Origin of the sequence: Comamonas sp. MYb396 (assembly GCF_037479555.1) — a bacterium.
Lineage (GTDB): Bacteria > Pseudomonadota > Gammaproteobacteria > Burkholderiales > Burkholderiaceae_C > Comamonas.
Genome location: NZ_JBBGYU010000012.1, coordinates 50,060 through 63,011 on the forward strand (window position 1 = coordinate 50,060; position 12,952 = coordinate 63,011).

At 63.8% G+C, this 12,952-nt stretch carries 12 protein-coding genes; 9 read left to right on the forward strand and 3 right to left on the reverse strand.

Annotated features, from left to right (window positions below):
* The first annotated feature begins 64 nt into the window (after positions 1–64).
* Entirely contained in the window at positions 65–1,252 is a 1,188-nt protein-coding gene (gene metK, locus WH265_RS22555; RefSeq protein WP_239810717.1) for a methionine adenosyltransferase, read from the forward strand.
* An 87-nt stretch (positions 1,253–1,339) separates the two neighbouring features.
* Here metK and WH265_RS22560 read toward each other — a convergent pair whose 3' ends face one another.
* Positions 1,340–2,020 carry an NUDIX hydrolase gene (locus tag WH265_RS22560; RefSeq protein ID WP_339534130.1) on the reverse strand — a complete coding sequence of 227 codons (681 nt, stop codon included), beginning with the start codon at positions 2,018–2,020 and terminating at the stop codon, positions 1,340–1,342.
* A 167-nt stretch (positions 2,021–2,187) separates the two neighbouring features.
* Between WH265_RS22560 and WH265_RS22565 the strand changes: the two genes are divergently transcribed.
* The 8 genes from WH265_RS22565 to WH265_RS22600 all read left to right on the forward strand — a co-directional run bounded on the left by WH265_RS22565 (position 2,188) and on the right by WH265_RS22600 (position 10,415).
* A complete protein-coding gene (locus WH265_RS22565; protein ID WP_339559728.1) occupies positions 2,188–3,045 on the forward strand; it encodes a cysteine hydrolase in 858 nt (285 codons plus the stop codon).
* A 69-nt stretch (positions 3,046–3,114) separates the two neighbouring features.
* On the forward strand, positions 3,115–4,302 hold the full coding sequence (gene pncB / locus WH265_RS22570; protein WP_339534026.1) for a nicotinate phosphoribosyltransferase: 1,188 nt from the start codon (positions 3,115–3,117) through the stop codon (positions 4,300–4,302).
* 9 nt (positions 4,303–4,311) lie between these two features.
* Positions 4,312–6,012: an NAD+ synthase gene (locus WH265_RS22575; RefSeq protein ID WP_339559729.1), complete on the forward strand. Its 1,701-nt coding sequence runs from the start codon at positions 4,312–4,314 to the stop codon at positions 6,010–6,012.
* A 79-nt stretch (positions 6,013–6,091) separates the two neighbouring features.
* On the forward strand, positions 6,092–7,144 hold the full coding sequence (locus WH265_RS22580; RefSeq protein WP_339559730.1) for a bifunctional nicotinamide-nucleotide adenylyltransferase/Nudix hydroxylase: 1,053 nt from the start codon (positions 6,092–6,094) through the stop codon (positions 7,142–7,144).
* Positions 7,145–7,149: 5 nt separating this feature from the next.
* Complete coding sequence (wsfD, locus tag WH265_RS22585; protein WP_339559731.1) at positions 7,150–8,577, forward strand: glycan biosynthesis hexose transferase WsfD; 1,428 nt, start codon at positions 7,150–7,152, stop codon at positions 8,575–8,577.
* Between the two features lie 4 nt (positions 8,578–8,581).
* On the forward strand, positions 8,582–9,460 hold the full coding sequence (locus WH265_RS22590) for a decaprenyl-phosphate phosphoribosyltransferase (RefSeq protein WP_339559732.1): 879 nt from the start codon (positions 8,582–8,584) through the stop codon (positions 9,458–9,460).
* 2 nt (positions 9,461–9,462) lie between these two features.
* Positions 9,463–9,900, forward strand: coding sequence for a divergent PAP2 family protein (locus tag WH265_RS22595; RefSeq protein WP_339559733.1), 438 nt, complete (start codon positions 9,463–9,465; stop codon positions 9,898–9,900).
* 35 nt (positions 9,901–9,935) lie between these two features.
* On the forward strand, positions 9,936–10,415 hold the full coding sequence (locus WH265_RS22600; RefSeq protein ID WP_339559734.1) for a GNAT family N-acetyltransferase: 480 nt from the start codon (positions 9,936–9,938) through the stop codon (positions 10,413–10,415).
* A gap of 36 nt (positions 10,416–10,451) precedes the next feature.
* On the opposite strand, the gene WH265_RS22605 is transcribed toward WH265_RS22600, so the two are convergent.
* A complete protein-coding gene (locus WH265_RS22605; protein WP_339559735.1) occupies positions 10,452–11,354 on the reverse strand; it encodes a carbohydrate kinase family protein in 903 nt (300 codons plus the stop codon).
* Between the two features lie 27 nt (positions 11,355–11,381).
* Positions 11,382–12,941 (reverse strand): zinc-ribbon and DUF3426 domain-containing protein, encoded by a 1,560-nt coding sequence (locus tag WH265_RS22610; RefSeq protein ID WP_339559736.1) that lies wholly within the window; start codon positions 12,939–12,941, stop codon positions 11,382–11,384.
* Positions 12,942–12,952 lie beyond the last annotated feature (11 nt).

Below are 12,952 nucleotides of genomic sequence, written 5' to 3' on the forward strand. Positions count from 1 at the left end.
TTCGCCAGGCTCCTTTAAGGCTCGGGCAACGCAATTGCCCAAGCTTTGAAGGAGTTTTTTGTTTATGGCAAACAGCGATTTTCTGTTTACCTCGGAATCAGTGTCCGAAGGCCATCCCGATAAAGTAGCCGACCAGATCTCTGATGCGATTTTGGACGCTATTTTCACCCAAGATCCACACAGCCGCGTGGCGGCAGAGACACTGACCAACACCGGCTTGGTGGTATTGGCAGGCGAGATCACCACCGGCGCCAACGTGGACTACATCCAGGTGGCCCGCGACACCATCAAGCGTATCGGCTACGACAACACCGACTACGGCATCGACTACAAGGGCTGCGCCGTGCTGGTGGCCTATGACAAGCAAAGCCAGGACATCGCCCAGGGCGTGGACAAGGCCAGCGATGACGAGCTGAACACCGGCGCAGGTGACCAGGGCCTGATGTTTGGCTATGCCTGCGACGAAACGCCCGAGCTGATGCCCGCGCCGATCTACTACGCGCACCGCCTGGTCGAGCGCCAGGCCCAGCTGCGCAAGGATGGCCGCCTGCCTTTCCTGCGCCCTGACGCCAAGAGCCAGGTCACCATGCGCTATGTGGACGGCAAGCCCCACAGCATCGACACCGTCGTGCTGTCCACCCAGCACAGCCCCGACCAGTCGGAAACCGCCACCAAGATGAAGGCCAGCTTCACCGAAGCCATCATCGAAGAGATCATCAAGCCCGTGCTGCCATCGGAATGGCTGCAGGACACCAAGTACCTGATCAACCCCACCGGCCGCTTCGTCGTGGGCGGCCCCCAGGGCGACTGTGGCCTCACCGGCCGCAAGATCATTGTGGACACCTACGGCGGTGCCTGCCCCCATGGCGGCGGTGCCTTCTCCGGCAAGGATCCAACGAAGGTGGACCGCTCTGCCGCCTACGCTGCCCGCTATGTCGCCAAGAACGTGGTCGCCGCCGGTCTGGCGCGCCAGTGCCAGGTGCAGGTGGCCTATGCGATCGGTGTGGCCCGTCCGATGAACATCACCGTCTACACCGAAGGCACCGGCGTGATCCCCGATGCCGACATCGCCAAGCTGGTGGCCGCGCACTTTGACCTGCGTCCCAAGGGCATCATCCAGATGCTGGACCTGCTGCGCCCGATCTACAGCAAGACGGCAGCTTATGGCCACTTTGGCCGTGAAGAACCTGAGTTTACGTGGGAGCGTACGGACAAGGCTGCGCTACTGCGCGCTGCTGCTGGCTTGAAGTAATTCAGTTCAGATTAGTCTGCTTTAAAAATCCGCTCGGAGTGATCCAGCGGATTTTTTCATGCGCGCTCGTCAGTCCGGGCAACGCACTCACAATCCTCTCGCACTCAGCGCCAGCTGCTGCCTGAACTCCGGCCGCACCCGGTACAGCTGCGCCGGCCGGTGCGCGCCACCGGCCTGCATTTCGCCCGGCACGGGCTCCAGCATGCCCAGCTCGTCCATCTTGCGGCGAAAGCTCACCTTGTTCAGCGGCTCGCCCAGGATGCTTTCATAGACCTGCTGCAGCTGCGGCAGGGTAAAGGTCTCGCCAAAAAAATGCACCGGCAGCGAGGAGTACTGGCTCTTGCTGCGCACCCGCGCCAGCGCTGCCTGCAGGATCTGTGCATGGTCAAACGGCAACTGGCCAGTGGCAGCGACGGGTACCAGCTTCAGCCCCGGCCTTGGCGTGGGCAGCTTTTGCTGCGGGATCAATGCGCAATAGCTGATGGCGACCGACCAGCCGCGTGGGTCACGCGCCGGGCCGCTAAAAGTGGCCAGCTGTTCCAGGTACGCCTCTTCGATCCCCGCCTTGCTGCGCAGCACGCGGGCGGCACTGGCATGGGCATCGGCGTCCTCTTGCGCATGGATGTAGCCGCCCGGCAAAGCCCAGACCCCGGCAAACGGCGCGCGCTCGCGCTGCACCATCACGACGCTCAGCACCCCGTCCACCAAGGTCAGCACCACCACATCCACGGTGGTCAGCACCTGGATGGAGGCGGCTTCACTTTGCATCATTTCTGTACCAAGTCTTTTTCATGAAGGGCAGTATGCCGCTGCAGCCACCCAGAATCAATAAAAATACAGACTTCAGGCAAAAGATTTGCTTCGACCTTTTTTAATTAGTTAGTTGCAAAAATGTTTTAACAAGCGTAGACTGCCTCACATCGAAGGAGAAAGACATGCGCCAACGCACACAGCTGCTCATCATCGACCCGCAAAACGACTTTTGCGATCTGCCACCAGACTGGCGCCCCAGCAGCGCGGCGAGCCCCGCGCCTTATGCCCCCAGCCTGCCGGTGGCCGGCGCCCATGCCGACATGCAACGCCTGGCGCAATGGCTGCTGCAGCATGCTGCGCAGCTCGATGGCATCACCGTCACACTCGACTCCCACCAGGCCTATGACATTGCCCACCCCGCCTTCTGGCAGCAAGGCGATGGCAACCCGGTGCAGCCTTTTACCGCCATCACGGCGGCCCAGATGCGCGACGGCAGCTTCCAGCCCCGCAACCCGGACGAGCAGGCCCGTACCCTCGCCTATCTGGATGCGCTGGAAGCCCAGGGCCGCTACACCTTGATGGTCTGGCCGCTGCACTGCGAGATCGGCGGCATCGGCCATGGCGTGCATGCCGACATATTGAACGCCTGCCGCCAATGGCAAAGCCAGCGCCAGCGTGCAGTCAAGCATGTGTTCAAGGGCATGAACCCCTACACCGAGCACTACAGCGCCATCTGCGCTGAGGTGCCTGACCCGCAGGATGCAGAAACTGGCCTCAACACCGCTCTGCTCCAGCAGCTGGCGCAGGCCGATACCCTGGTGATTGCCGGTGAGGCGGGCAGCCACTGCGTGCGCGCCACCACCGAGCACATCGTGCAGCATATTGTGCCGCTGTGGGGCGCCGAGGATTTCTCGCGCATTGTCCTGCTGACCGACTGCATGAGCCCGGTCGCCGGCTTTGAGGCGGAGCAAGACACCTTTTTGCAGCAGATGCGCGCCCTCGGTGTACGCTGCTGCACCAGCACGGCTTTCAATTTGTAAGCCGTTTGGCCATTGGTGCTTGAGGGACAAGCGCTGATGGATCGTATTTTTGACAGAGAAAGACGCGGTATGCAGCCCATCATCACCAGCCTGCTCGACACCGATTTGTACAAGTTCACGATGTGGCAGGCCATGCTCCATCGCCATCCGCAGACCCAGTCCACCTACCGCTTTGTCTGCCGCTCGCAGACCGAGTTTCCGCTGGTCGATCTGCTGGCCGAAGTGCGCGCCGAGATCGACGCGCTGTGTGCGCTGAAGTTCAAGAAGGACGAGCTCGACTACCTGGCCAGTCTGCGCTTCATGAAGAGCGACTTCATCGACTTTCTGCGCATCTTCCAGTTCCAGCGTGATTTCATCGAGGTCGAGCCCGATGGCGACGGTCTGCACATCGTGGCCCATGGCCCTCAGGTGCATGTGATGGGTTTTGAGATTTTTGTGCTGTCCATCGTCAACGAGCTGTACTTCCGCCGCTTTGCGCAGGCCAGCGCGCTGGCTGAAGGGCGCAAGCGCCTGGGGGCAAAAATAGTGCGGCTGCAGGAGCTGGCGCAAGAGGCCAAGCACCGCCACCCCTTTGAGCTGTTTGACTTTGGCGTGCGCCGGCGCTTTTCGGCCCCCTGGCAGCGCGAGGTGGTGCAGGCCTTTGCCACGCAGACGGCGCAGTGGTTCAAGGGCACGTCCAACGTGCTGCTGGCGCGCGACCTGAACCTGGTGCCCATTGGCACCATGGCTCACGAGTACCTGCAAAGCTACCAGGCCCATGGCGTGCGCCTGCGTGATTTTCAGATCGCTGCGCTGGAAGACTGGGTGCAGGAGTACCGGGGCGATCTGGGCATTGCGCTGACGGACACCGTCGGCATGGATGCCTTCCTCGCCGATTTCGACATGTACTTTGCCAAGCTGTTCGACGGCTTGCGCCATGACTCGGGCGACCCCTATGAATGGGGCGAAAAAGCGCTGGCCCACTACGCCAAGCTGCGCATCAATGCGCATGCCAAGCGCCTGGTGTTCTCCGATGGCCTGACCCTGGACAGCGCGCTGGCCCTCTACCAGCACTTTGCCGATCGCATCCAGTGCGGCTTTGGCATCGGCACCCAGCTGGCCAACGACATGGGTCTCAAGCAGCTCAACATCGTGATGAAGCTCACGCATGCCAACGGCCAGCCGGTGGCCAAGCTCAGCGACAGCCCAGGCAAAACCCTGTGCGACGACGAGACCTACCTGGCCTACCTCAAGCAAGTGTTCCATGTGACGCAGTAAGGAACCTCCATGCTCAAGATCACCCTGGCCCAGCTCAACCCCACCGTGGGCGACATGGACGGCAACATCGACCAGATGCTGGCCGCCGCCCGCCAGGCGCAGGCCGACGGCGCGCAACTGGTCGTCTTTGCCGAGCTGTCGCTGACCGCCTACTACCCCGGCGACCTGCTCGACGAGCCCGACTTTCTGGCGCGCGTCGATGCCGGCATTGCGCGGCTTTTGCAAGAGAGCCAGCAACTGCCCGATCTGCACTGGGTGCTGGGCGCGCCCACCCGCGCCGCCGGCCCCGGCAAGCATTTGCACAACAGCCTCTTGGTGCTGCACAACGGCGCCATCCGCCTGCAGTACGACAAGCAGCTGCTGCCTACCTACAACATCTTTGACGAGCGCCGCCACTTTGAGCCCGGCCGCGACGTGGCCAAGGTGCTGCGCATCGGCCAGATGCAGGTCGGCTTTCTGATCTGCGAGGACGGCTGGAACGACAGCGGCGCCGACTACGCCACCAACCCCTTCGAGCGCATGGCCGATGCCGCCCCCGATGTGGTCGTCAGCATCAATGCCAGCCCCAGCCACCTGGGCAAGCGCGAGGAGCGCCACCAGATCTTCAGCCATGCCTCGCGCCGCCATGGCCTGCCGATTCTGTATGTCAACCAGATCGGAGGCCAGGACCAGATCGTGTTCGACGGCGCATCGTTTGCGGTGCAGCCCGAGCGCGGCATTGTTTGGGAGGCGCCGCGCTTTGTGCAATCCGTCTGCACGCTGGGCTTTGACAGTGGCGACTTCTGCCTGCCCGATGGCACACAGCCCGCCACCCCTCCGGCTGAAGGCCTGCCGACGATGGAGTTCTACCGCCAGCAGACCATTCTGGGCCTGCGCGACTATGCACGCCGCTGCGGCTTCCGCCAGGTGGTGGTCGGCAGCTCCGGCGGCATCGATTCGGCGCTGACCCTGGCGCTGGCGGCCGAGGCGCTCGGCCCCGAGAACGTGGTGGGCATCACCATGCCCTCGCACTATTCCTCCAGCGGCTCGGTGGACGATTCAGTGGCGCTGTGCCGCAATCTGGGCATTGCGCTGCACACGCACCCGATTGCCGACCTGGTACAGGGCTATGCCCGGCAGTTTGAGGCCAGCTTTGGCAGCCCTTTGCAAGGCCTGCCGCTGGAGAATGTGCAGGCCCGCATTCGCGGCACCATTCTGATGGAGTACAGCAATGCTTTTGGCCATTTGCTGCTGACCACGGGCAACAAGTCCGAGATCTCCGTGGGCTACTGCACGCTGTATGGCGACACCAACGGCGGCCTGGGCCTGATCGGAGACCTGTACAAGACGGAGGTGTTCGCGCTCGCGCGCCATATCAATGCCAGCGCCGGGCGTGAGCTGATCCCCCAGGCCATCATGGACAAGCCGCCATCGGCCGAGCTGGCCCCCGACCAGAAGGACGAGGACAGCCTGCCACCCTACGCCGTGCTCGACGAGATCCTCAAGATCCTCATCGAAGGCCAGCGCCTGTCGAGCCTGGAGTACGACGCCGCGCGCCTCTTTGTCGATCGCTTTGTACAGACCGAGGCAGGACGCCAGACCCTCGCCAAGGTGCAGCGCATGGTCCACCGCAGTGAGTACAAGCGCCGCCAGGCGCCGCCCATCCTGCGGCTGCGCCCGCGCGCTTTTGGCACCGGCCGGCAAATGCCGATTGCGGCCTACTACCCATGAAGACACAGCGCGGCGCCCCGGCACATCCACAGCGCATAATCCCCAACCAGCACCCCAGCAGGCACCAAGACAACGAGACATGACCGCAGCTACCGAGCACTATGACCTGGCCGTACTGATTGGCCGCTTCCAGCCGCCGCATCTGGGCCATCTGGCCTTGCTGCAGCAGGCCCTTGCCCGCGCCAGCAAGGTGGTGGTGGTACTGGGATCGGCGCTACAGGCCCGCAGCCCCAAGAACCCCTTCACCTGGCAAGAGCGTGCGCAGATGTTTGCTGCAGCGCTCTGCCCCACCGATGCAGCGCGCCTGGTGTTTGTGCCCATCCGCGATTACTATGACGAGCCGCGCTGGGTGACCGCCGTGCGCGAAGCCGTCACCAGCCACAGCACACCGGGTGCGCGCATTGGCCTGGTGGGCCACTTCAAGGACGAAAGCAGCAGCTACCTGGCCCACTTCCCCGGTTGGGAGCTGGTCAGCCTGCCGCGCCAGAACAGCATCGACGCTACCCCCATCCGCGATGCCTACTTTGGCACGCAAGGCGACGGCTCTGCAGCAAGTCTCGCTCCCTTGGCCGACATGCTGCCCGCCAGCTCGCTGCAGTTTCTGCAGCAGTTCCGCACTACCGCAGAATACGCCGCGCTGCAAACCGAATGGCAGATGCTGCGCCGCTACCAGGCCTCCTGGTCGGCAGCGCCCTACCCGCCGGTCTTTGTCACCGTCGATGCGCTGCTGCGCTGCGGCAACGAGGTGCTGCTGATCCGCCGTGGCCATGCGCCCGGCCAAGGCCTGCTGGCCCTGCCCGGCGGCTTTGTCGAGCCGCGCGACAGCCTTTGGCAATCCTGCCTGCGCGAGCTGCAGGAAGAGACGCATTGCGCGCTGGACGAGTCGCAACTGCAGGCCAGCCTGCAATCAGTGACCGTGTTCGACCACCCCGACCGCAGCCAGCGTGGCCGCACCATCACCCATGTGCATTATTTCGACCTGCAGCGCAGCCCCAAGCCCGCCGTGCGCGCCGACGATGACGCGGCCGAGGCCTTCTGGCTCAGCATCGACGCGATACGCGCCCGCGAGGCCGAGTTTTTTGAGGACCATTTCCAGATCGTGCAGAAAGTACTGGCGGGCAACGCACAATAGCGGCCATGCAAGCCTTTGTCTCCAACCGCCAAGGTGCCCGCTGGCCCTGGCTACTCATTGCCGTGCTGGTGCTGCTGGGTATCGGTCGTTTTCTGGTGTTCAGCGCGCACGCACCGGTGCTCGGCTACCCCAACAACTTCGATTTCCTGCGTACCTCGGGCTGCGTCGGCATCTGGAACTTTGACGCCCAGTCCGAAGCCTTCCACAGCCCTGCACCCGACCGGGTGGTCGCGCAGCTGCACTACAACAACGAGCGGCTCTGGCAGTTTTGCAATCCCACGGCCGAGACCCTCTACCTGAGCGCGCTCAAGCTCGGGCACAGCGTGGGGGACACCTTCCCCATCCAGCACCTGGCCTATACCAAACTGGCCATTGTGCTGCTGGCCTATGCCGCGCTGATGTGGGCCTTGCGCAGCATGCGTCTGCGCCTGTTTCTCAGTGCCTGCTTTGTGCTGCTGTGGTGGGACATGAGCACCTTGCTGTACTTCCAGTCGCTCTACCCGGTTTTCAGCAGCCTGTTCTTTTCCTTGTTCGTGGTGACGGTGCTGCTGGCCTGCCGCCTGGATGCGTACGCGCGCAGCCCCTGGGCCTCGCTGCTGCTGGCAGTGCTGACCTTTATGCTGGGGTTTTCCAACCAGCAGTACTTTTACCTGGCCATTGTGCTGGCTGCCGCCTTCCTGCTCTTCAATGGCAGGCACTACCGCTTGCACAGCGCTGCCATGCTGTGCGCGGTGCTGGTGGCCAGCTTCTGCCATAGCTATCTGCGCCCCGCACAAAGCCAGGAGTTCTATGCCGGCATCGACCGCGTCAACCGCATCGACACCATCTTCTATGGCGTGTTGATGCATTCCAGCGAGCCAGAAGAAGCAGCCGTCAGCCTCGGGCTGCGTCCCGAATGCGCCCAAATGGCCGGTATCAATGCCCATGTCTTCAACCATGGCCTCAAAGAGAACATATGCCCGGAGGTCGCCAGCATCAGCCGCTTGAAGCTGCTGAACCTGGCAGCCCAGCAACCAGCAACTATTGCCAAGACACTGCTCGCGGGCGCAGAGGCCTACCAACCGGTTTATGGATTTTTCCCCCAGCTTTATCCCCACCATGCCAGTGAGCTGTCGCCAGGCATGTATGCCAGCTCGCCCTCATCGCTGATGGTCAGTGCCCCACGGGGCCTGTACCTGGGGATGGTTGCGGTCATGGCCGTGCTAGCTGCTGCCGCCTTTGTCTATACCCTGCTGCCTCGGGGGCGCCAGTGCCTCTGGGCACATGCCATCTGGCTGGGCGGCTTGCTGTGTTTCTACAGCATCTTCAGCTCGGTGTTTGGCGATGGCCTGCTGGAGGTCGAACGCCATGCAGCGGTCTTCTTGCCTGGCTTCATCCTTCTGTGGCTGGGCGTCCTCTTTGGCCTGCTCGATCGCCTGCGTGCGGCAAGATAGCGCCATGGCCGTGACCCCCCCCTCGCCCTACCACCGTCTGCAAGGTCTTGTGCGCCTGATGCGGCCGCGCCAGTGGATCAAGAACGGCTTTGTGCTGGCGCCGCTGGTGTTCACGGGGTCGTTCACCGACCAGCATGCCGTGCTGCAGGCCTTGCTGGCCATGCTGCTGTTTTGTGTCGCCTCCTCGGCCACCTATATCGTCAACGACCTGCGCGACATCGAGCAGGACCGCAAGCACCCCCGCAAATCCAAAAGCCGCCCCCTCGCCGCAGGCCTGGTGACAGTGCGCCAGGCACTGCTGCTGCTGCTGGTGCTGTATGTGCTACTGCTGGCCGCATGGCCGCTGGCACCGCAGGTGCTGCCGGTGATTGCTGCCTACCTGGCGCTGAACCTGGCTTACAGCTACTACCTCAAGCACCAGCCCGTGCTCGATATTTTCACGATCGCCATCGGCTTTGTGCTGCGCGTATGGGGTGGTGCGCAGGCGTTGCAGGTGCCAATCAGCGCCTGGATGTTTGTCACCACCTTGTGCCTGGCGCTGTATCTGGCGGCGCTCAAGCGGCGCCAGGAGCTGCTGCAAACGGGCACCGAAGCCCGGGCAGTATTGCAGAAGTATTCGGTGTCACTGGTGGAACGCTACGCAGAAATCGCCGCCACCGGTGCGCTGCTGTTCTACAGCATGTTTGTGATGTCGGTCCGTCCGCAGCTGGTGGTGTCCATACCGCTGGTCCTGTTTGGCCTGTTTCGCTACTGGTATGTGGTGGAAAAGCTCGATGGCGGTGAGTCGCCCACCGATGCCTTGCTCAGCGATCTGCCGCTGCTGCTGACGGTGCTGGCCTGGGTGCTGGTCTGCCTCTGGGCGCTGGCAGGGCTGAAAGGATAAGCATGGACCTGTCGTATCTGCTGACCCCGTTGCTGGCCTGGCTGGTGGCTGGCTCGCTCAAGTTTCTGATCAACAGCTTGCGCGCTGGCAAGCCCGCCTTTGGCTTGATCGGTTATGGCGGCATGCCCAGCAACCACAGCGCCATTGTCAGCAGCATGGCGGCACTGGTCGCGTTCAAACAGGGCATTGGTCACCCGGCGTTTGGCGTCGCGCTGACCCTGGCATTTATCGTGGTGCTCGATGCCAGCAGCCTGCGCCGGCAGGTGGGCAAACATGCGCAGGCCATCAACCACCTCCAGGCGCAAGCTCCCGATGCGGCACCCACAGCCCCGCCGCTGCGCGAACGCATGGGCCACAGCCTTGCCGAGATTGTGGGCGGTGTGGTCTGCGGCATCCTGCTGGCCTGGGCAGTGCAGGCCTGGTTGCCGTTGTACGATTGAGCCTTTGCTTGCCAGCGCCCCAGCGGCTTTTTCGTATGCCATTGACCATCCGCCCCGCCACCATCGACGACACCGACACCATCCTGCGCTTTGTGCGTGATCTGGCCGTCTATGAAAATGCCGAGCACGAGGTGCTCTCCACAGCCGCCCATGTGCACAAGACCATGTTCAGCGCGGGCGCCACGGCGCATGGCCTCATCTGCGAGCAAGATGGCCAGGCCATTGGCTTTGCGGTGTATTTCTTCAACTACTCGACCTGGCAGGGGCGCAATGGCCTCTACCTGGAAGACTTGTACGTGGACCCCCGCCACCGCGGCAGCGGCGCCGGCAAGGCCCTGCTGCGCCATCTGGCGCGTATTGCCGTGGACAAGGACTGCGGGCGCTTCGAGTGGAGCGTGCTGGACTGGAACACGCCATCGATCGAGTTCTATGACAGCCTGGGCGCCAAGCCGCAGAGCGAATGGATTCGCTACCGGATGACCGGCGAGGCGCTGGAGGCCTTTGCCAAGGGTTGAGGACAAGGCTCAGCCCGGGGGGGCCAAGCCACCGCCTCAGACCGCTGCGGGGTCAAAATCCAGCTGGTAGTTCTGCGGGCCGCGTGCTGCGATCTTCAAGGCGCCCATGCGGTTGCCCAGTTCCACGCAGGTACGCAGCGGACGGCCTTGCTCCAGGCCCCAGAGCAGACCGCCGCGCCAGGCATCGCCACAGCCGGTCGGATCGACGACGGCCGTGGCCTGGATGCCAGGCACATGGGTGCGCACACCGTTTTCCCAGAGCTCGCAGCCCTCGGCGCCCAGGGTCACCATCAGGCCTTGCACCTGGGTGGAGATCTCGGTAAACGACAGACCGGTGCGCTCGCTCAGCATCTTGCCTTCGTAGTCGTTCACGGTCACCCAGGTGGCCAGGCTGATGAAGTGGCGCAGGTCATTGCCATCGAACATCGGCAGGCCCTGGCCCGGGTCAAACACAAAGGGAATACCGGCGGCATGCAGCTGCTCGGCGTGCTGCAGCATGGCGTCACGCCCATCGGGCGCCACGATGCCAATGGCTGCGCCACAGTCCTTGGTGATGGTGTTTTCATGGGCCTGCATCATCGCGCCAGGGTGGAAGGCGGTGATCTGGTTGTTGTCCATGTCGGTGGTGATCATGCACTGGGCGGTGTAGTGGTCGTCGAGCTTTTTGATAAAGCGCGTATCGATACCCAGCTGCTTGAAATGCGCGACATAGCCGTCACCATCATGGCCCACCACCGCCATTGGCAGCGCCTGGCCGCCCAGCAGGTGCAGCGCATAGGCAATATTGCCGGCGCAGCCGCCAAAATCGCGGCGCAAGGTCGGCACCAGAAAGGACACGTTCAGGATATGGATCTGATCGGGCATGATCTGGTCGGCAAAGCGGCCCGAAAAGGTCATGATGTTGTCAAATGCGAGCGAGCCGCAGATCAGCGAAGCCATGAAGCTATTCTTTCTGTTATCAAAAATTCAAGGGTAAAACGCCAGCACGCGGTAGCCCACGACATCACCTGCCGCCTCTGCCACCTGGATGACCATCTCCGCCGTCCACTCGCCATGCGCGTCCAGCGCGGCAGGTGCCTGCAGCTCCTGCGGGCTCAGCACGCGGCGCAGCACCAGCTTTTCTGCCGCGTCATTGAGGCTCAGCTCCAGCGACGGCACTGCGACCGGGTAGTCAACACCATTGCGCAAGACCACGCGCAGCCGGAACTGGCGCGGCCCCACGGCATTGAAGCTGGTGCTGTCGATGGAGACGGCCTGCAGTTGCCGGGGCGGCGCAATCTCGCAACCCGCCAGGCGGCAAGCGGCTTGCAACGCCGGGCGCCATTGGGGTTGGGCCAGGACCAGGCGGTCACGCTGGGTCAGCGCGATCTGCAGCAGCAAGGCCGCCAACAGCAGCAGGCTGAGCAACAGCGACAGCACGACCACCCAGGGCTTGCGCCAGAAGGCCTTGCGCTTGGCGGCGCGCACAAAACCGGGCTCGGCTGCCGCACCCATGCCGGCAGCAGCAGCGGTGTCGGCAGCGGCTGCATCGGCGGCCGCAGCATCGGCAGCCGCTGCATCAGCAGCTGCAACGGCCTCGTCCATCTGCGCCACATAGTTGGTGGCTGCAGCCAGCGAGGGCTCCAGCTTGCCCGCATCCAGGGTTCTGCCCGCCATCTCGGGCGCCAGCAGCAGCGCATCCTCTTGCCGCGCCGCCGGGGCGGGGTCGGACAGATCATGGGCGCTGCTCCGCCTCAAATACGGCGGAGGTGAAGCAGGCGCCTGCAGCTGCAGGTCTTTTGCGGCCGGGGCAGCGGGTGCCACCACCTCATCGACAAACAGCGCCGGTGCCTCAGGCACCTCAGCGGGCTGCGCTGGAACTGGCGGTACAGGGGGCACGGGCGGCACAGGTGCCTGCGCGGGCTTTTGGCGCTCGGCTATGGCCTCCAGCAAGCGGCCCTCGCGGGCTTGCAGCTCCGCCAGGTCGTCCGTCGCCGAAAAGTCCACCCGGCTGCTGCGCAGCGATTCCGGGCGCTGGTCCGCCATCGGCTGCCATTCGCTCTCCAGACCGCTGCGGTCCTGGCCTGCGGGTGGCGCGACGGGGGTCTGCGCCTGGGCCTCTTCCTCATAGGCCTGCATCCAGGACGAATCCACATAGCCCGAATCCCCGCTTGCATTGGCGCGGCGCGGAAACACCAGCACCGACAGCTCGGGCACCTGGGCGTTGGGGTCCACCTGCAGCGAGTTCTCCGTCCGCAGCACTGCAGCCCCCTCCTGCACGGGCTCGGCACTGCGTGCAGGAGCGGCAGGCGACACCATCTGCGATGGCGCGACCGCCGGGGCCTGCGCGGCGACAGCGGCATGGTCCACAGCCGGCACCTGCGGCCCTGCGGGCACTGCCGCCGGCGCGCCGGCCACCAGGTGCGTCAGCGCATCAAATACCGCCTTGCACTTGCCACAGCGCACCCAGCCATCGGAGATGCGCAATTGGTCATCCACCACCTTGAAGCGGGTCTGGCACTGGGGGCAACGCGTTATCTGGCTCATCGCAGTGGATT